A 19131-nucleotide genomic window follows, 5' to 3' on the forward strand; every position below is an offset into this window, starting at 1 on the left:
CAGGGTAGAGATCTGCGGTGGGAGGCCAGGCCGGAGGCATCGGTCGTCGGATCCACCCCATATGTCCCTCGATTCACCTGCCCGAACGATCAAGTCGAACGCACTGACACGTCTCGTGGGTGAATGAAGGTTGAAGAACTGACGCACGGTTATGTGCACTGCGTAAATACCACCGTTACGGGTGGTGGCTTCACTCTTGAAAGAGGCCCCGCGGCGAGGGGAGGCTCAAGCGGACTGCTCCATTCGGCGGGTGAGGGGAGGGCCCAATGAGTGTCCTTGACGTGGCAACGGCCCAGCTGGCACCGATGTGGGATGAGCTGGTCAGCGGGCTGAACGTCGGGATGCTGTTGACCGATGAGCGGGGTCAGGTACTGGCCACCAACGATGTCGCGGCCGATCTGATGCAGTTGGCCAAGTCGGATCTGCTGACCGGGAACCGGCCAGACGGCTGGCAGGTGCGCGATGACACCGGCGCTCGGATGCCGGACTGGGCCGACCTGGCCGGCCAGGTGCTGCGGGCGGGCACGCCGATGTCCATTCCGCTGGTCATCGTCCGCGGCGGGCAGTCGCAGAGCCGCGTCTGGGCCGACTACCACGCGGTTCGCGTGCAGGGCCGCAGCCGCGTGCTGGTCCTGCTGCAGCCGGTGCACACCGACGTCCCGCACAGCCGGGGCCTGCTGGATCCGCTGACCGGACTGCCCGGCCGGGTCCTGCTGCTGGACCGCCTGGAGCAGGCGCTGACCAGGGCCCGCAGCCGCGGCACGCTGTCCACGCTGGTGCTCGTCGACGTGCACAAGCTCGCCGAGATCAACAAGCGGCACGGCTTCGAGCGCGGCGACGAGCTGCTGAACACGCTGGCGAGCAGGATGCGCGAAGGGATGACCGACGAGCACACCGTCGCCCGCTACGGAGGCGACGAGTTCGCGGTGGTGGCCGAGCACCCCAGCGGAACCGGCGAGCGCATCGCCGCTCAGACGCGCGAGGTGGCGGGCTGGCCGGTCCGCGTCGGCCGCCGCCGCGAACGCCCCGGCCTGCGGGTGTCCTGGGTGACCACGGACGGATACGCCTCGGTGCACTCCGTGCTGGCACGCGCGGAGCAACAGCTCCAACGCTGAGGGAGGGAGGTGACCGTGGGGAAGGATTCGACCCCTGCCGAACGAAGGGGCACCCGCGGAAGCCTCGCGGGTGCCCCTTCCTCGCGCTGTTCGCGGTCGTCGCCGGTCAGCGCTCGGCGTTGCCCGCGATGAAGTCCTCGACCGCCTGGTAGGCGGCGGAGTCGGCGTACTGCTCCGGCGGGGACTTCATGAAGTAGGACGAAGCCGACAGGATCGGGCCGCCGATGCCGCGGTCCTTGGCGATCTTGGCCGCGCGCAGCGAGTCGATGATGATGCCCGCCGAGTTCGGCGAGTCCCAGACCTCGAGCTTGTACTCCAGGTTCAGCGGCACGTCGCCGAAGGCGCGCCCCTCCAGCCGGATGTAGGCCCACTTCCGGTCGTCCAGCCAGGGGACGTAGTCCGACGGGCCGATGTGCACGTTGCTCTTGCCCATGTCCCGGCCGACCTGAGAGGTCACCGACTGCGTCTTGGAGGTCTTCTTCGACTCCAGCCGGTCGAGCTCCTTCATGTTCAGGAAGTCCATGTTGCCGCCGACGTTGAGCTGCATCGTGCGGTCCAGGTGCACGCCCCGGTCCTCGAAGAGCTTGGCCAGCACGCGGTGCGTGATGGTGGCGCCGACCTGCGACTTGATGTCGTCGCCGACGATCGGCACGCCCGCGTCGGTGAACTTCTGCGCCCACTCCGGGTCCGAGGCGATGAACACCGGCAGCGCGTTGACGAAGGCCACGCCCGCGTCGATGGCGCACTGGGCGTAGAACTTGTCGGCGTCCTCGGAGCCCACCGGCAGGTAGGAGACCAGCACGTCGACCTCGGCGTCCTTGAGCGCCTGCACGACGTCGACCGGCTGCTCGTCGGACTCCTCGATGGTCTCCCGGTAGAACATGCCGAGACCGTCGTGGGTGTGCCCGCGCTGCACGGTGACGCCCAGCGGCGGGACGTCGGCGATCTTGATGGTGTTGTTCTCGCTCGCGACGATGGCCTCGGAGAGGTCCCGGCCCACCTTCTTGGCGTCCACGTCGAACGCGGCGACGAACTTCACGTCGTTGACGTGGTAGTCGCCGAAGGTGACGTGCATCAGGCCGGGGACGTTGCTTCCCGGCTCGGTATCGGCGTAGTAGTGCACACCCTGCACCAGCGATGCAGCGCAGTTCCCGACGCCGACGATCGCCACTCGTACGGCGTGGCCGGGACGATCTTCGCCCATGGCAGGGGCCTCCTTCTTGCTCATCAGTCGTGTCCTCGCACTTCTCACCCGCCGGCTTCCGGCCGGCCGGATGCCGAGGCAGCTGCCTGCTCGGCGCGTTCGGTTTCGATGATCTCTTCGAGCCAGCGAACCTCGCGTTCGCTGTGGTCCAGGCGGAGCCGGTGCAGCTCGCGGGTGTAGCGGTCGAGGCTGCCGGTGTCGCTGCTCAGCGCGCTGCGCAGCTCGTCGCGGCGCTCCTCGATTCGTCGCCTGCGCCCCTCCAGGATTCGCAGCCGGACGTCGGCCGGAGTGCGCGAGAAGAACACCATGTGCACGCCGAAGGCGTTGTCGTCGCTGGCCCGCGGGCCGCAGTCCGCCACCAGTTCGGTGAACCGCTGCACTCCCGCTTCGGTGATCCGGTAGACCCGCCGCGTGCGACGCCCCCAACCGGCGGCGTCCCCGGCGTCCTCTTCGATGAGCCCGGCGCGCAGCAGCCTGCGCAACGTCGGGTACAAAGATCCGCAGGAGAGCGCGCGAAACACGCCGAGCGAGTCGTTCAGCCGTTTCCGCAGCTCGTAGCCATGCATCGGGGAGTCGTGCAGTAGCCCGAGCACGGCGAGTTCGAGCATGTGCACCTCCTGCCGGCGTCCCGCTGCCGATCAACGTTGCTCTCTGGGAAACCACCGGAACTCCGCGCGGGGACTCGTCTGTCCGCAGCCCCCGGGGGAACTCCGTTCGGATTATATCGCGCCGATATATCGAGGTATAACGTCCAGCGGTTCGCAGGCGTGGGCATCATCACTGCTCGCGGCCCCGGCCAGGCACGCCTGCCCTGAACGGGCGCATGGAGGAGTCCCAACCAGCACGTACCCTGTGGTCGTGCGGACCCAACGGCAGGTGGTCGACTACGCGTTGCAGCGCCGAGCGCTGCTGACGCAGTTGCACGCTGGCCGCGTCGGGGTGTCAGAGGTCTGCGACGCCGACCCGTACCTGGTGCAGGCGGCGAAGTTCCACGGTGAGCCCAGCGAAACGATCTGTCCGGTGTGCCGGAGAGAACCGCTGACCAACGTTGCCTGGGTGTTCGGCGACGAGCTCAAGAACGCGTCCGGACAGGCGCGCAAGCCCGAAGAGCTCGACCGGATGGCGAACCAGTACGAGGAGTTCAACGTCTACATCGTCGAGGTATGTCGCACATGTAACTGGAACCACCTGGTGCTTTCGTACGTGCTGGGAACCGGTGGGTTGAACGATCGACCTTCCCGGCGCAAGACTGCAGCAGAGTGAGCTCGCTCAGTGGTCCCCGCGAGCGCTCGCGCCGATGCGGCGCAACCCCGACGTGAACGCATCACCGGCGTCGCCCCGACGCCACTGGAGGCCAACTCGTGAACGACGAGCGAGACGACCAGCCGGGTCGGCATTCCCGGCCGCAGAACCCCGAGGGTCGTCCCACTCCGCCACCCCCGCCCCAGGGCCCGCCGCCCGGTGGCCAGGGGCGGCCACCACAACCACCACCGAACCGGCCAGGTCCGCCACCCCCGCCCCCCGGCGGGGGTGGTCCAGCGTGGCCGGGCGAGGGCGGGCAGAACCCGCCGCCTCCGCCACCCGGCCGCCCGCAGCGCCCGGGGCCGCCGCCCGGGCAGCAGCCGGGTGCCGAGCAGTGGCCGGAGGAACCGGAGGAGCAGACCGGTGCCTGGACACCGGACTTCGACGACGATTCGTCGTCGGGTTCCTCGCTGAGCAGCAGGCTCAGCGGTGACGACGAGCCCGATCCGCCGGCGGGCCAACCGCCCGCAGCGCCGCCGCCGGGCCCGCCGGGACGTCCCGGGCCACCGCCCGGGCCGGACGCCGCGCGCCAGGGTCCGCCGGGCGGGCCGACGCCGCCCGGAGAACAGCCGACCCAGAACATTCCGAAAACCCCCGCCGAGGGTTCCGGTTCCGGCGGAGCCGCTGCCGGAGCCGCTGGTGCGGCGGCTGCGGGTGCCGCCGGTGCCGCCGCGGGGGGAGCCGGTCGCGAGCCGAACCTGATCACCCATCAAGATCAGGGAAGCTACGACTACTACGCCGACTACGACGATGATCTCGACGCGGACCCCCACGGTGGGTCGGACGTCCCGCCGGGCCCGGGCTCCTCGGAGACCGTCGGCGCGGCGCAGGGCGGCGTCGAGTTCAGCGAGGATCCGGACGACGAAATGAGTGCCCAGCAAGCCAAGCGCGCCGTGTTGTGGCGGCGGGTCCGACGGGGTTGCTACCTGGCCGCGGCAGCGGCGGTGATCATCCCGGTCGTGGTGTTCATCTACGGCTACATCGTCTGGCAGCCGCCGGACGAGCAGAAGCTGCTCAACATGAAGCAGCCGTGGACGATCGAGTTCGCCGACGGCAGCCCGATGGCGACGATCGCCGACTCGAAGGCTCGCGAGGTCGTCAAGAGCATCGACGAGGTCGCCCCGGCGATGCGCCACGCGCCCATCGCGGCCGAGGACGCGAACTTCTACTCCAACCCCGGGTTCAGCTTCACCGGCATCTTGCGCTCGGTGTACTTCATGTTCACCGGCTCCGGCGTCGGTGGTGGTTCCACGATCACCCAGCAGTTCATCAAGCTGGACCTGGAGCTGAACCAGAAGGACCCGGCCTACGTCCGCAAGGTCAAGGAGATCGTGCTGGCGTTCAAGATCACCAATGACCGCCCCAAGGACCAGATCCTGGTGTCGTACCTGAACACGGCCTACTACGGCCGTGGGGCGAACGGCATCACCGAGGCGGCCGAGGCCTACTTCGGCAAGGCGCCGAAGGACCTCAATCCCTCCGAGGCGGCGTTGCTGGCCGGCGTGGTGCAGCGCCCGACGGACAACGACCCGCGGGAGAACCTGAAGCAGGCGACCGATCGGTTCGAGTACGTCGCCGACCAGATGGAGGTCAACGGCTACGTCTCCAAGGCCGAGCGGCAGCAGATGGCGCTTCCGGAGACCCGCCCGAGCAAGGCGTGGCGCAAGGACAGCCGGCTGACCCCCGAGCAGTACATGGTCCAGATGCGGGTGATCGACGAGCTCTCCGAGCAGGGCCTCGACCAGGGCACCCTCTCGCGCGGCGGGTACACCGTGCGCACCACCCTGGACAAGAAGGCGCAGGGCGCGGCGATCAAGGCGATCGAGACGCAGAAGGAGAACCTGCCGGACACCGTCAAGAGCTCCCTGGTCGCCGTCGAACCCGGCAGCGGCGAGGTCAAGGCCTACTACGGCGACGGTCAGGTCGGTGGCTACAACTGGGTCGACGCACCGCAGGAGCCGGGTTCCTCGTTCAAGCCGTTCGTCGCGCTCGCCGGACTGCACAAGGGACGCGGCGTCGGCGAGACCTACGACGGCAGCAGCCCGCAGGAGATCGCCGGTACCGAGTTCGCCAACGCCCCCGGCGTTGAGTGCGACGACCCGCAGCGCTGCGGTCTCCGCGAGGCCATGACCAAGTCGGTCAACACCGTGTTCGTCAACATGGCCGCGCAGCTCGGCCCGCCCAACATCGCCGAGGCCGCCTACAACGCAGGCATCCCGCGTGACTACGGCGGCGGGCCGTCGCTGCAGAGCCCGGACGGTCTGGTGCACTCCGGTATCGCGCTGGGCATGTACAAGGTCAAGCCGATCGACATGGCCAGCGCCTACGGCACCTTGGCCGCCCAGGGCAAGCACTTCGAGCCGCACATCGTGGACTCCGCCACCAGCAGGGACGGGCAGACCGTCCGGTACCAGCAGGAGGAGCCGACCACCCTCTACGACGAGTCGGCGAGCATGGCCAACAAGCTGGCCTTCAACACGCTCTCCTCGATGCTGGAGGTCGCGGACCACGCGAAGATCGGGCTGGACCGGCCGGTGCTGTCCAAGACCGGTACGCACCAGTTCCGGGACACCAAGAAGAACCAGAACGCCTGGATGATCGGTTCGACTCCGCAGCTCTCGGCCGCGGTGGCGATGATGGGCACCGAGAAACAGATGCCGGCGGCGCTGGAGGACAACAGCGGCGTCAGCTTCTACGGCTCCAAGTACCCGGGTAGCGCGTGGCAGGAGTTCATGCGGATCTACCACGAGGACAAGCCGGTCGAGCAGTTCAAGAAGGCCGATCCGATCGGCCGGTTCAAGAAGGCTCCGCCGCCGCCTCCGCCGACATCCAGCGAGCCGCCGACCTCGGAGACGATGCCGTCGGAGACCTCGGAGGAACCGCCGACCTCGTCCACGCAGCCCGGCAACGGGAACGGCAACGGCAGCGATGATTGCGGCGGCCTGTTCCAGCCGCCGTGCGATCAGGAGTCGTCGCAGGAGGAACCGACCTCCACCGAGTCCGTGCCGGACCAGTTCGGACGTGACCCGGAAGACGAAGGTGGTTGGGGCAACTAGCCGGACCTACCGATCCGAGTGAACGAGGCACCCGCCGATCCGGCGGGTGCCTCGTTCACTTCTCACCGCCGAGTAGCATCCGGGCGTGTCCACTGATCCCTCGACCGAGAGCGAACCGGCCGCGCGACAGGTGAGTTCGGCTCCGGTGGACCGCGATTCGCTGGGCCCCGCCGACCGCGTCGCTCCCACGTGGACCGAGTCGACGGCCAGGCAGCTCAGCCGCGTGCTCGGCGGGCCGATGGGCAGGCACGCGCAGGTCGGGCGGCAGTGGTTCTTCACCCCGCTGCGCGTGGTGCTGCTGCTCGCGGTGCTGCTGCTGGCGGCGGGGTGGCTGTTCAAGGCGCCCTGCCAGACCACCTACGAGACCGAGTCCGGAACGCAGCTGGACTGGCGGGACAGCAAGCAGTACACCGCCATGTGCTACACGGACATCATCCCGCGCTACGGCATGGGCGATCTCGCCCCGGACGACGCGTTCCCGTACAAGACCGGCTGGGTGGAGAACGAGGGCACTCCCGAGGAGCACGTCCGGTACATGGAGTACCCGGTGCTCACCGGGTTGTTCCAGTGGATCAACGCCCGTGCCGCCGACGGCTGGGCCACCCTGGCCGGGTTCGGCGTGCTGCCCACCGGGCTGCTGACGGTGCTGTACTTCAACATCAGCGCGCTGTGGCTGGCGGGCGCGTGGCTGGTGACCATCTGGGCGGTGGTGGCGCTGTGCCGCCGGCGCGTCTGGGACGCGGCCATCGCCGCGCTGTCCCCGCTCGTGTTCGTGCACGCCTACACCAATTTCGACGCCCTGGCCACCGCGCTTAGCACGGTCGGCCTGCTGGCCTGGTCGCGGCGCAGACCGGTGCTGGCAGGGGCGCTGATCGGCCTGGGCGGTGCCACCAAGCTCTACCCGCTGCTGTTCCTCGGTCCGCTGCTGGTGCTGGCCTGGCGCGCCGGGAAGCTGCCGGAGGCCGCGCGAACGGTGCTCAGCGCCGCGGTCGCCTGGCTGGCGGTGAACCTGCCGATATGGCTGGCCTTCCCGGTCGGCTGGGGAGAGTTCTTCCGGCTCAACAGCTCGCGCCCGGCGGATCCGGATTCGATCTACAACGTGCTGATGCACTTCACCGGCTGGTCCGGTTTCGACGCCGGGTCGGACGGCATCCCGGTGCTGCTCAACGCGGTCAGCCTGCTGCTGTTCCTGCTGGCCTGCGCCGCCATCGGCTGGCTCGCGCTGGCGGCTGCGACGAGGCCGCGCCTGGCCCAGCTGTGCTTCCTGGTGGTCGCGGCGTTCCTGCTGACCAACAAGGTGTGGAGCCCGCAGTACTCGCTCTGGCTCGTTCCGCTGGCGGTGCTGGCGGTGCCCCGCTGGCGCCTGCTGCTGGTCTGGATGTTCGTCGACGCCGCGGTCTGGGCCCCGCGGATGTACTACTACCTCGGCACGGCCAACAAGGGGCTTCCGGAGGGCTGGTTCCTTGGCGCGGTCGTGCTGCGGGACCTGATGGTCGTGCTGCTGTGCGCGGTGATCGTCCACGAGATCCTCAACCCGGTCCGGGACAAGGTCCGGGTCTCGCTCTCGGCTCGCAGCGAGCGACCGGCAGGCGCGGTGGACGATCCCTGCGGCGGCTTCCTCGACGGCGCTCGGGATCACTTCGTACTACCGGGCGTCGCACGTTGGGGCCAACCAGCTGTCCGAAGGCGGCCATCACCTCTAGCTTCGAAGCGCTGACCACACACCACCGGAGGTGTACTGAGCAATGCTTCGAACCACCGCAGCTGCAGTCCTCGCCGCAGCGGCCGCCACGGCCCTGGCCGTTCCCGCGACCGCGGCCCCGCAACCGGTCCAGGTCCACCTCGGCGAGGTGAAGTGCCAGGACCTGAGCTCGACCGTGGCGATGGTCCCCGAACTGCAGGAGGCCTTCCAGGACGCGGCGCACACACCGGTGGTCGGGTACCGCATCACCGCTGGCCCGGACGCGCCGATGACCGAGTACCAGTTCAAGGTCAACGGCGAGGTCAAGGGCTCTGGCGCGGTCGGCGCCGAAGGTCTGGTGAGCTCCTCGACCTCGATCCCGAACAACAAGCAGGTCCTGGTCGAGGTCACCTCGGGCGACAAGGTCCTGGCCACCAGGACCTACCACCCCACCTGCTGAGTCGCGGTCCCTCCCAGCCCGCACGACGAGGATCGGTCGCAGCGCGAAGCGCCGCGGCCGATCCTCGTATTTTCACTGCCCATTTCGCCCGAACCGCTCCGATGTCCGTGAAATGCGGAAGGGGGATCCCGCCGCGTCTCGGTCAGCCAACTCGACGTCCGGGGAGCGATGCACCGGGGAGACACGAATATCCTTGCACTTGGGATGATTCAGACATAGCGTGAGCTGTGCGTTCTGGCGGGGGCTGATATCGATTACTGGCCCGGAAGGCGGGCGGGTATATGGCATTGTTTTCGGTCGCGTTTTTGGCGTTCACTTTGACTCCGATGTTTTTGCTGGTCAAAGTCGCCCACGCGTTCATCCGCAAGCAGGTGCTGTTTTCTTCGCGTGGTTCGCCGAAGGTGCCGTTCGAGGTGGCAGCTTGGCTCCTGCTGGGTGTCCTGGACTGCTTTTTTGTAGCTGGCTCGTACGGCTTTTTCTTGGATCCGGAAGACAGTTGCGGGCAGGGTACGGGCGCGCGGCTTCTTCATGCGGAAATCCTCGGGTACCAGTACAGCGTTCAGTGCGTCTATCCCGATGGATCCATGGATGCGAACCAGGTTCCTTGGCAGGTCAACCTCACCACAGCGGTGTTCGCGGTAGCTGCGGTCGCGGTGATCGCGTTCGCAGTCGGTCGACTCCTGGTTGCGCGTTCCCACGCCGCCCGCTAGCCCTCGCCGGTCCTTCCCCGACCGGTGTGGTCAGGGCAAGGACCAGGGCTCGCCCTGAGGCTTCGCGGGCCGATGTCGGCGAGGGTGGAGACATGACTGCTTACAGCTCCACTTCACTCACCCGTCCGCACGACGAAGCGCTTATCGCCGGGGTCTGCGCGGGGCTGGCCCGCCGCTTCGGGATGAAGCCGACGACGATGCGCATCCTGTTCCTGGTGTCCTGCCTGCTGCCCGGACCGCAGTTCGTGGTCTACCTCGTCCTGTGGGTGCTCATCCCGAAGTCCTGATCAGCGCCGGGCGTGCGCGTCCAGGATGTAGGCGATCGCCGAGGTGATCTTGGCGGCGAACGGCAGGTCCAGGGACTCGTCCGGGACGTGGGCGTTGCTGTCCGGTCCGAGGGCGCCGGTGACCACGAACTGGGCGTCCGGGTAGGCGCGCTGCAGCAGGCCCATGAACGGGATCGAACCGCCCAGGCCCATGGTGCGCCACTGCGCGCCGAAGACCTCGTCGCCCGCCTGGTCCATGGCCGTCTCCAGCCACGGGGCCACGTCCGGGGCGTTCCAGCCCAGACCGGCCTCGCTGGAGCCGATGGTCACCTCCGCGCCGTAGGGCACGTCCTCGGTGAGCTCGCGCTCGACCGCGGCCAGCGCGGCCTCCGGGTCGGCCGTCGGCGGCAGCCGGAAGCTCAGCACCAGCGTGGTCGACGGGCGCAGCACGTTGCCCGCGTCGGCCGGTTCCGGCAGGCCCTCGCCGCCGATCACCGACAGGGTGGGGCGCCAGAAGTTGTTCAGCGCCAGCTCGACCTCGTCCTCGCTGACCGGCCGCATCCCGTCCGGCCACGGGACGGAGCCGCGCACCATGCCCGGCACGGCCTCGACCGCGGCGCGGGCCTCGGCGATCCGGTTGGCCGGGATGTCCACGTTGAGCTCGGGCAGCAGGATTCCGCCGGTCGCGGGGTCCTCGATGCGGTCCAGCAGTTGGCGCATCACCCGGAACGAGCTGGGCACGATCCCGCTGGCGATGCCCGAGTGCAGGCCGCTGTCCAGCACCTTGACGGTGACCTCCACGGAGACCATGCCGCGCAGCGAGTTGGTCAGCCACATCCGCTCGTAGTCACCGGCGCCGGAGTCCAGGCACACCACAAGCGACACCCGGCCGAGCCGCTCGGAGAGGTGCTCCAGGTAGGCGGGCAGGTCGGGGCTGCCGGACTCCTCGCCGGTCTCCAGCAGGACCACGCAGCGCCGGTGCGCACCGCCGTGCGCGCGAACCGCCTCGATCGCGGTAACCGCCGCGTACCCGGAGTAGCCGTCGTCGGCGGCACCGCGGCCGTAGAGCTTGTCACCGCGGATCACCGGGGTCCACGCGTCCAGGCCCTCGGACCAGCCGCCCACCGGCGGTTGCTTGTCCAGGTGCCCGTAGAGCAGCACGGTGTCGTCGTCTTCGGCGCCCGCGTTGCCGGGGACGTCCACCAGCAGCAGCGGCGTGCGCTCCGGCAGTCGCACGACCTCGACGTTCGCGCCCTCGATGCCCCGGTCGTCGATCCAGGCCCGCACGTGCTCGATCACGGCGTCCAGGTGCCCGGAGTTCGCCCAGTCGGCGTCGAAGGCGGGCGACACGGCGGGAATCCTGACCAGTTCGCTCAGGCTCGGCAGCACCGAGTCGTTCCACGCCTGGTCCACGGTCTTGGTCACTGCTGCTCGATCCACGACCGCGATCCTATGCCCGCCCGTCCCGCGATGTGGGCCCCGGCGATCGAAACCGGCGTTTCCCCGGGCGGGGACGGGTCAGCTCCCGGCCGCTCCGCCCGCGGCCGCCGCCGCGCCGGCCACCACGATCACCGTCATGGTCGCCGCGATCACGTCGCTGACCGCTTCGCCCACCTGCTCGCCCTTGCTGATCTGCTTGAGCCGGGCGCGCTCGGCCGAGTCCAGGCCGAGCTTGGGGGCGAGCCCGGTGGCCTGGGTCAGCGCGCACAGCAGGGCCAGGCGCTCGTCCAGGGGAACTTCGTTGCGCGCCGCCGCGCGGATCCGCCCGACCAGCAGGTTCCGGGTGGACAGCTCCGGGAAGTACTTCTGGTACGGGATGAACAGGAACTTCTTCTGCTCGCAGTACATCAGCCCGCGTGCCACCAGCGCATCCGCGTGCCTGCGGCGCGCGTTCGTCCGGCTCTGGATGAAGGTTGCCGCCTGCACCGGCTTGCCCTTGCGGTGCAGCCAGGCGAGCGCGTCGTCGGCCCAGGCGAGACCGGTCGGGGCGGTCGCCAGCGGGGCCACCTTCTTGTTCGTCAGCTCGACCTGGCGGTTGAGCACCAGCTCCCCGAGCTCGGCGGCACCGGTGTGGTCGCTGGCGTAGTAGGAGCCCTCCGGCCGGTGCAGCAGGAGGACGAACTCCTCGGGCAGGCTCAGCTGGTTCATGTCCGGATTCTGGCACCGGAGCGGACGGGGCGGGGCCGATTCAGGGCGGTTCGCCTGAAATTCGCAGGGCGTCGTCGCGGGGCGGCCCCGACACGTTCGGGCGAGTCGGCGCAGGGCTTCTTGACTGGACTTTTTTGCGAAGTTTCACCCCACCCGGCCCAATATCGGTACCGCGAAGGTCCGGAAGTCATCAGTTGGACTTCCATTACTTCGATGACCTGCGGATACTCCCTCGTCTCCGGCGATCTACGGTGGTCACACGGAGGCGGATGGATCTGCACTGGATCGATCCGAATCCGTGTGGCAGGACTCACGGAAGTGACGGGTTTCATGCCAGGATGGCGGGGAGCGATCCAACGCCTCGCTGGGCTGACCGGGTGACCCACCAGGTCGCAACCGTTCGGTCTGCGGGGCAAGCCGGGCCAATCGCCACAAGCGAGCGGTTCGGCGCGACAAGAGGAGATCACCTATGTCCCCCGAGCAATGGACGCGAGCGACCCCATCCGGCGACCCACCTTCCGAGACACCTGCCGCTACCGCAGCGAAACCCACACGGGAGCAGGTGATCGCCGGTTTGCGCGCGACGAGCGAAGGTGGAGCTGACCTGGTTCAGCTCCTCAGCCCAGAAGGTCAGCGGATCCATCATCCCGACTTCGACATCGACATCTCCGCGGACCAGCTGCGCGACCTCTACCGGGACATGGTCCTGGTCCGCCGCGCCGACCGCGAGGGCAACGCGTTGCAGCGCCAGGGCCAGCTGGGCATCTGGGTGCCGCTGCTCGGCCAGGAAGCCGCCCAGATCGGCGCAGGTCGTGCGCTGCAGCCGCAGGACATGGCCTTCCCCAGCTACCGCGAGCACGGCATCGCCTGGTGCAGGGGCATCGATCCGACCGAGCTCCTCGGCATCTTCCGGGGGACCGACCACGGCGGCTGGGACCCGATCGCGACCGGGTTCCACCTGTACACGATCGTCATCGGCAACCAGTGCGTGAACGCCACCGGCTACGCCATGGGCCAGCGCTTCGACGGCAAGGTCGGCGATGACGACGGCGAGGCCACGATGGCCTTCTTCGGCGACGGAGCCACCAGCCAGGGCGACGTGCACGAGGCCATGGTCTGGTCGGCGGTTTACGACGCGCCCGTGGTGTTCTTCTGCCAGAACAACCAGTGGGCGATCTCCGAGCCGCCGGAACGCCAGTCCCGGGTGCCGCTCTACCAGCGCGCCGAGGGCTACGGCTTCCGCGGCATCCGCGTGGACGGCAACGACGTGCTGGCCAGCCTCGCGGTCAGCCGCTGGGCCATGGACGAGGCCCGGCACGGCAACGGACCGGTGCTCATCGAGGCGTTCACCTACCGGATGGACGCCCACACCACTTCCGATGACCCGACCCGCTATCGGATGTCCGATGAGCAGGAGGCCTGGAAGCTCAAGGACCCGATCGAGCGGCTCAAGGCCTACCTGATCCGGGAGCACGAGGCCGACCAGGACTTCTTCGACAAGATCGATGGCGAGGCCGACGAGCTCGCCGAGCGGTTCCGCGAGTTCTGCTTCAACATGCCCGATCCACCACCGGAGCGGATCTTCTCCGAGGTCTACGCCGAGGAGAGCCCCCAGCTGGTCGCGCAGCGCGAGGATCACCTGCGCTACCTGGACGGATTCGCCGACGACGAAGCGGTGGCAGGAGGTGTCAGCTGATGGCCGCGCCCGCGCTCGAACGCCCGACCACCCCGTCGGGAACCCAGACCGTCACGATGGCCAAGGCGCTGAACATGGGATTGCGCGCTTCGATGGAGCGCGACCCGAAGGTGCTGATGATGGGTGAGGACGTCGGCAAGCTCGGCGGCGTCTTCCGGATCACCGACGGACTGCAGAAGGACTTCGGCGAGCACCGGGTGCTCGACACGCCGCTGGCCGAGTCCGGGATCATCGGTGCCGCGATCGGCCTGGCCATCCGCGGCTACCGCCCGGTGTGCGAGATCCAGTTCGACGGCTTCATCTTCCCCGGTTTCGACCAGATCGTGTCCCAGCTGTCCAAGCTGCACTACCGCAGCCAGGGCAAGGTCAAGATGCCGATCGTCATCCGCGTGCCCTTCGGCGGCGGCATCGGCGCCGTGGAGCACCACTCGGAGTCCCCGGAGTCGCTTTTCGCGCACGTCGCCGGGCTCAAGGTCGTGTCCTGCTCGAATCCGGTGGACGCCTACTGGATGCTGCAGCAGGCCATCGAGTCGGACGATCCGGTGCTGTTCTTCGAACCGAAGCGCCGCTACTACGAGAAGTCCGAGCTGGACACCTCCGTCGAACCGATGCCGCTGCTGCGCTCCCGCGTGGTGCGGCCCGGCAACGCGGTGACCGTCGCGGCCTACGGCCCGATGGTGCGCACCTGCCTCGACGCCGCCACCGCGGCGGCCGAGGACGGCCAGGAGCTCGAGGTCGTGGACCTGCGCGCGCTCTCCCCGCTGGACCTGCAGCCGGTGTACGAGTCGGTGCGGCGCACCGGTCGGCTGGTGCTGGTCAGCGAGGCGGCCGCCGAGTCGTCGGTGACCTCCGAGATCGCCGCCCGGGTGCAGCAGGAGTGCTTCTACTCGCTGGAGGCCCCGGTACTGCGCGCGACCGGGTACGACACGCCCTACCCGCCGTCGAAGTTGGAGGAGAGCTTCCTGCCCGACCTCGACCGGGTGTTGGACGTGGTCGACCGTTCGCTGGCGTACTGAGGGGGCTTTCATGGCAGTCAAGCAATTCCCGCTGCCCGACGTCGGCGAAGGGCTGACCGAAGCGGAGATCGTGGGCTGGAAGGTCCAGCCCGGTGAGAACGTCACCGTCAACCAGACGATCGTCGAGATCGAGACCGCCAAGGCCTCGGTCGAGCTGCCCTGCCCGTGGGCGGGCACCGTCCGCGAGCTGCTGGCCGAGCCCGGTCAGACGGTCGACGTGGGCGCACCGATCATCACCATCGACATGGCGGGCGCCGAGCCCGAGCCGGAACCCGAGGCCCAGCCCGCCGAGAGCGGGTCGGGCGAGAGCGGTTCCGGGAAGATCGGCGAGGAGTCCAACGGCCGGGTCGCGACCCTGGTCGGCTACGGCCCGCGGACGTCCTCGGCCAAGCGCAGGCCGCGCAAGGACAAGACCGCGCCCGCGGCGCAGACTCCGGCCGCCGCCGAACCGCGCCCCGAGCCGGAGCCGGTCCAGCCGGAGCCGGTCGCGGCCACGCCGAAGACCGAGGAGGGCGGCTACGTCCCGCTGGCCAAGCCACCGGTGCGCAAGCTGGCCAAGGATCTCGGTGTCGACCTGCGCTCGCTGGCCGGATCCGGGTCCGGTGGCGTGATCACCCGCGAGGACGTCCGGGCGGCGGCCGAGGGCACGGCCGCTCCGGCCGCCCCGGTGCGCAGCGGCGAACGCGAGCGGCGGGTGCCGGTCAAGGGCGTCCGCAAGGCGACGGCGCAGGCGATGGTGGACAGCGCGTTCAGCGCACCGCACGTCACCGAGTTCCTCACCGTCGACGTCACGCCGATGATGGAGCTGCGCGCGAAGCTCAAGTCGGATCCGAGGTTCAGCGACGTGAAGGTCACGCCGCTGGCGTTCGCGGCGAAGGCGCTGTGCCTGGCCGCCCGCCGGACTCCGGACGTCAACGCGACGTGGGACGAGGAAGCCGGCGAGATCGTCTACAAGGACTACATCCACCTGGGCATCGCGGCCGCCACGCCGCGCGGCCTGGTGGTGCCCAAGGTCCGCGACGCCGACGGCATGTCACTGCGCGAGCTGGCCGAGTCGCTGGAGCGGCTGACCGAAACGGCCAGGGAGGGCAAGACCGCCCCTGCGGACATGGTCGGCGGCACGATCACGATCACCAACGTCGGCGTGTTCGGCGTGGACACCGGAACCCCGATCATCAATCCCGGTGAGTCGGCGATCCTGGCGTTCGGCGCGATCCGGGACATGCCGTGGGTGGTTGACGGGCAGGTCGTGCCGCGCAAGGTCTGCCAGCTGGCGCTGAGCTTCGATCACCGGGTGGTCGACGGGCAGCAGGGCTCGCAGTTCCTCGCCGATGTCGGCGCCATGCTGGCCGACCCCAGCATGGCGATCACCTACTGAGCGCTCACCCGCTGAGCACCGCGTCGAGGGCCTCTTCCGCTCCGGGAGAGGCCCTCGTCATGTCCGCCGGAACGTGCGCAGCCCGTCGGCCGGGGTCCACAGGGTGATCACCAGATGCGTCTGGTCGTCGGCGACCGCCGTGCTGACGACCTCGGTCAGGTCCAGCCGGAACAGGTGCGCGGCGGCGTCCGGTGGCTGCACCTCGGCCAGCCGGGCGGCGTGCTCGTCGCCGGTCACCTCGATCGCCGCGCCGCTGAGCTTCACGTCGGCGTCCGCACCGGTCATGGACCCGTCGCCGGGGTTGCAGTGCAGTGCGAAGCGGGAGTCCCGCTGCAGGTCGCGGGCCTTGCGCGCGGCGGGCATCGAGCCGATGGTCAACTGCTCGCGGTGCCAGGCCACCTCGGTGCCGCTGACCCGCGGTGCGCCGTCGGCCCGCAGGGTGGCCAGCACGTGATGCCGCGCGGCCTCCAGTCGGCCGCGGACGGTCGTGGCGAGCTCGGGTGCCTGCGCGGCGAATTCCTGCCAGTCAGCCATGGCCGGAGGATGACATCGGCCACCGACAGCGGACCGACACGACGAACGGCCCGTTCACCATCCCCCCGGAGGTAAACGGGCCGTTCGCCGCGTCTCGTCTTCTCAAGCGTCGTTCGCGCCAGCTCTCGAAGATCCGACACCTGCATCCCGGCGTCTCGCGCCGGTGGTCTGGTGGGGCCGCTCACGCAGCGGCCGCGTTCGGTGCGGCCGCGTCAGCTCCCCTTGCGGCGGCGCCCGCCGCGACGAGAGCCACCCGAACCGCTGCCCGCGGCCGCGGCGACCGGTTCGCCGGTCTCCTCGTCCGCTGACTCCTCGGCTTCGGCCGTCGCCGTGGTGTCCTGCTCGGACTTCTGCTCGTCGTACTCGCGGAGAAACTCGAACGCGTGCTGGTCGAAGTCGTGGATGTCGATCTCCGGCAGATCGCCGAGCTCCTTGTTCAACTCCTGGAAGATCGGTGTCTCTGCCTCAGGGTTCAACTTCTTCACCGCTTCGCCCTCCCGTTCTCTTCGAAGCGTTGGTCGAGCTTCGAGCTCTCCCCGCAGAGCTCTGCCGACGAACTGCGGGCTCCTTGCGCCCGCGCTCGCCGGTGGGACGAACACTGTCGCTCCGCATGACGCGACAACGCCAGTCATTCATCCATTCGGCCTAGGGATTGGTACACCTTGCCCACGCGCATGCTGCACCCGCCCCTCCCGAACGGCCAGTTGGCCGGAGTGATCCTGCCTGCCAAAGGGTTGAACACGCGATTGAAATGTGCAATTCCGCACGGTGTCATACGACACGAGCGCCCTTAACCCTCCGCTCACGCGCATGTAACCCGAGCGGGGGTGGTCGGCCCGTCCCGAGGTGGGAGACGGGCCGACCATCATCAGCAGGAGGTCCACCGTTGGGGGGCGGATACGGCGGGCTCGAGCTGACGTCAGGGTTGCGGGATGCGGAACAGCTTCGGCAGCGCGGCGGCGAAGGTGAGATCGCCGGAGACCTTGAGCCTGCCGGTCATCAGCAGCTTCCCGGGCGAGGTGTTGCCGGCGGCCAGCTTGATGAACTCCAGCGGTGGCATTGTCAACGTCGTGCGCGGCTCGCCCGCGGTCGAGCCCTTCGAGACGGTGCACTCGCCGCCGGCGAGCTCGCACTCCCAGCGCAGCAGGTCGTCCCCGGTGTCGACGCGCCAGCGCACCGTTCCGGCGGCCTCGCCGCCGGTGTAGTGCTCGCGCATCCGCCGGAAGACCTCCTCGAGGATCTTCTCGCGCAGCTCGGGCCGCCCGAGCACGGCCTTGAGCTGCTCGCTGGTCGCCCGTGAGACGATCCGCGCGAACTGCTCCGGGGGCAGCGCGGAGAGGCCGGTCCCGTCGCCATCGGGTGCGGAGGCGGCTTCCAGCAGCGTCACGAACTCATCGCGGCCGAGCCGTTTCGGGTCCGTCTCGCCGAGCGCTGTGATGGGGTCGTCCTGAGGCCGAGGCAACGCTGCCACCTCCAGTTAGGAGATATCTCGGTGTGGGGCTCGCGTGGCGGTGCCGGTGGCGGAACCTGACGCGTCGTGCGGCTGCGGGATCCGCTCCTCGAGCAGCCCGTCCTGCGCGGCGTCGCGGCTGTCCTCGCCGCACGACGCGTCAGAACCGGCAGCGGTGGGAGTTGCGGTCCCGCGAGGACCCTAACTACTGAAGAGTAAGTCTACGTAGGAGTAGGTTGGCGGGCAAGCAATCGCGGTTCGACGGGGCACTCGACTAACCTGATCGAGATTTTCCAGTGCGTAAGAGGTGAGATGGTCGATCAGCGGGAAGACGAACGCCCCCGTTCCAGGAGGTTGCCGAGAGAGGTCCGGGAACGCCAGATCCTGGACGCCGCGGTCGAGGTGTTCGCCAAGCACGGTTACTACAACGCTTCGATGGACGAGATCGCCGAGACGGCCAGCATCTCCAAGCCGATGCTGTACGCCTACCTCGGCGCCAAGGACGAGCTGTTCATCGCGTGCGTGCGGCGGGAAGCGGCTCGTCTGGTGGAGGCCATCGGCGTCGAGGTCGAGTCGGGCCTGACTCCGGCCGATCAGCTGTGGAACCGGCTTCAGCTGTTCTTCGAGTACGTGCGCTGCAACAAGGACGGCTGGCGGCTGCTGCACCGGCAGGGCGACGTCTCCGGCGAACCCCAGGTCGTCGAGCTCACCGAGTGGCGGGACCGCGCCACCGAACTGATCACCGCGCTGCTGGCCCAGGCGACCGAAGACCAGAAGCAGCCGATGCAGCCGGAGCAGACCGAACCCTTCGCGGCCGCGCTGGTCGGCGCGGGCGAGGCGCTGGTCGAGTGGTGGTTCCAGCACCCCGAGCACACCGCCGAGGGCATGGCCCGACGCCTGATGAACCTGCTCTGGCTCGGCTTCGGCGAGCTCGTGGAGGGAAAGACCTGGCACCCGCAGGGCGAGGCCTGAGGAGATGCTTCGGTGCGGGGTTGGCGTGGCGGTGCGGGCTGAGCCCCGCACCGCACGCGGCTGCCGCCGCGTACTCGAACGACCCCTGAGCCCGGCGGGCGGCCGTGCCCGGAACCGCGCGGAGATCGCCGAGCGGTTCCGGG

At 69.0% G+C, this 19131-nt stretch carries 18 protein-coding genes; 11 read left to right on the forward strand and 7 right to left on the reverse strand.

Annotated features, from left to right (window positions below; translation table 11 throughout):
- Positions 1 to 266: 266 nt before the first annotated feature.
- Positions 267 to 1115 carry a sensor domain-containing diguanylate cyclase gene (locus ABD289_RS04150; protein WP_344126680.1) on the forward strand — a complete coding sequence of 283 codons (849 nt, stop codon included), beginning with the start codon at positions 267 to 269 and terminating at the stop codon, positions 1113 to 1115.
- A 106-nt stretch (positions 1116 to 1221) separates the two neighbouring features.
- Here ABD289_RS04150 and ABD289_RS04155 read toward each other — a convergent pair whose 3' ends face one another.
- Entirely contained in the window at positions 1222 to 2319 is a 1098-nt protein-coding gene (locus ABD289_RS04155; protein ID WP_344127135.1) for an inositol-3-phosphate synthase, read from the reverse strand.
- A 44-nt stretch (positions 2320 to 2363) separates the two neighbouring features.
- The gene (locus ABD289_RS04160) at positions 2364 to 2927 is read right to left on the reverse strand and encodes a PadR family transcriptional regulator (RefSeq protein ID WP_344126682.1); all 564 of its coding nucleotides are present in this window, start codon (positions 2925 to 2927) and stop codon (positions 2364 to 2366) included.
- Positions 2928 to 3177: 250 nt separating this feature from the next.
- Between ABD289_RS04160 and ABD289_RS04165 the strand changes: the two genes are divergently transcribed.
- The 6 genes from ABD289_RS04165 to ABD289_RS04190 all read left to right on the forward strand — a co-directional run bounded on the left by ABD289_RS04165 (position 3178) and on the right by ABD289_RS04190 (position 9815).
- Complete coding sequence (locus ABD289_RS04165) at positions 3178 to 3582, forward strand: DUF5318 domain-containing protein (RefSeq protein WP_344126685.1); 405 nt, start codon at positions 3178 to 3180, stop codon at positions 3580 to 3582.
- Positions 3583 to 3680: 98 nt separating this feature from the next.
- Positions 3681 to 6677: a transglycosylase domain-containing protein gene (locus ABD289_RS04170; RefSeq protein ID WP_344126687.1), complete on the forward strand. Its 2997-nt coding sequence runs from the start codon at positions 3681 to 3683 to the stop codon at positions 6675 to 6677.
- Positions 6678 to 6762: 85 nt separating this feature from the next.
- Positions 6763 to 8394: a glycosyltransferase family 87 protein gene (locus ABD289_RS04175; RefSeq protein ID WP_344126689.1), complete on the forward strand. Its 1632-nt coding sequence runs from the start codon at positions 6763 to 6765 to the stop codon at positions 8392 to 8394.
- 28 nt (positions 8395 to 8422) lie between these two features.
- Complete coding sequence (locus ABD289_RS04180; RefSeq protein ID WP_344126691.1) at positions 8423 to 8818, forward strand: hypothetical protein; 396 nt, start codon at positions 8423 to 8425, stop codon at positions 8816 to 8818.
- A 326-nt stretch (positions 8819 to 9144) separates the two neighbouring features.
- A complete protein-coding gene (locus tag ABD289_RS04185; protein ID WP_344126693.1) occupies positions 9145 to 9528 on the forward strand; it encodes a hypothetical protein in 384 nt (127 codons plus the stop codon).
- Positions 9529 to 9620: 92 nt separating this feature from the next.
- Entirely contained in the window at positions 9621 to 9815 is a 195-nt protein-coding gene (locus ABD289_RS04190) for a PspC domain-containing protein (protein ID WP_344126695.1), read from the forward strand.
- On the opposite strand, the gene ABD289_RS04195 is transcribed toward ABD289_RS04190, so the two are convergent.
- Together ABD289_RS04195 and ABD289_RS04200 are read right to left on the reverse strand one after the other, a co-directional pair.
- Positions 9816 to 11234, reverse strand: a complete 1419-nt coding sequence (locus ABD289_RS04195; protein ID WP_344126697.1) for a M20/M25/M40 family metallo-hydrolase — start codon at positions 11232 to 11234, stop codon at positions 9816 to 9818.
- A gap of 78 nt (positions 11235 to 11312) precedes the next feature.
- Positions 11313 to 11942, reverse strand: coding sequence for a GOLPH3/VPS74 family protein (locus ABD289_RS04200; RefSeq protein ID WP_344126699.1), 630 nt, complete (start codon positions 11940 to 11942; stop codon positions 11313 to 11315).
- A gap of 469 nt (positions 11943 to 12411) precedes the next feature.
- Here ABD289_RS04200 and pdhA point away from each other — a divergent pair, with 469 nt between their 5' ends.
- From pdhA to ABD289_RS04215, 3 genes are read left to right on the forward strand one after another with little or no spacing between them, the layout of a single operon-like run.
- Positions 12412 to 13638 carry a pyruvate dehydrogenase (acetyl-transferring) E1 component subunit alpha gene (gene pdhA, locus ABD289_RS04205; RefSeq protein ID WP_344126701.1) on the forward strand — a complete coding sequence of 409 codons (1227 nt, stop codon included), beginning with the start codon at positions 12412 to 12414 and terminating at the stop codon, positions 13636 to 13638.
- Positions 13638 to 14654 (forward strand): alpha-ketoacid dehydrogenase subunit beta, encoded by a 1017-nt coding sequence (locus ABD289_RS04210; protein ID WP_344126703.1) that lies wholly within the window; start codon positions 13638 to 13640, stop codon positions 14652 to 14654. Before pdhA ends, ABD289_RS04210 begins: the two co-directional genes overlap by 1 nt.
- A 10-nt stretch (positions 14655 to 14664) precedes the next feature.
- Complete coding sequence (locus ABD289_RS04215) at positions 14665 to 16032, forward strand: dihydrolipoamide acetyltransferase family protein (RefSeq protein ID WP_344126705.1); 1368 nt, start codon at positions 14665 to 14667, stop codon at positions 16030 to 16032.
- A 57-nt stretch (positions 16033 to 16089) separates the two neighbouring features.
- Here the strand turns inward: ABD289_RS04215 and ABD289_RS04220 are convergent, their stop codons facing one another.
- The 3 genes from ABD289_RS04220 to ABD289_RS04230 all read right to left on the reverse strand — a co-directional run bounded on the left by ABD289_RS04220 (position 16090) and on the right by ABD289_RS04230 (position 18037).
- On the reverse strand, positions 16090 to 16566 hold the full coding sequence (locus ABD289_RS04220) for a pyridoxamine 5'-phosphate oxidase family protein (RefSeq protein ID WP_344126707.1): 477 nt from the start codon (positions 16564 to 16566) through the stop codon (positions 16090 to 16092).
- Positions 16567 to 16778: 212 nt separating this feature from the next.
- Positions 16779 to 17051 (reverse strand): hypothetical protein, encoded by a 273-nt coding sequence (locus tag ABD289_RS04225; RefSeq protein WP_344126709.1) that lies wholly within the window; start codon positions 17049 to 17051, stop codon positions 16779 to 16781.
- Positions 17052 to 17485: 434 nt separating this feature from the next.
- Positions 17486 to 18037, reverse strand: coding sequence for an SCP2 sterol-binding domain-containing protein (locus ABD289_RS04230; RefSeq protein ID WP_344126711.1), 552 nt, complete (start codon positions 18035 to 18037; stop codon positions 17486 to 17488).
- A gap of 291 nt (positions 18038 to 18328) precedes the next feature.
- Here ABD289_RS04230 and ABD289_RS04235 point away from each other — a divergent pair, with 291 nt between their 5' ends.
- Positions 18329 to 18988, forward strand: coding sequence for a TetR/AcrR family transcriptional regulator (locus ABD289_RS04235; RefSeq protein WP_344126714.1), 660 nt, complete (start codon positions 18329 to 18331; stop codon positions 18986 to 18988).
- Positions 18989 to 19131 lie beyond the last annotated feature (143 nt).

The organism is Saccharopolyspora halophila, assembly GCF_039531955.1.
In the GTDB taxonomy this organism is placed as follows: Bacteria; Actinomycetota; Actinomycetes; order Mycobacteriales; family Pseudonocardiaceae; genus Saccharopolyspora; species Saccharopolyspora halophila.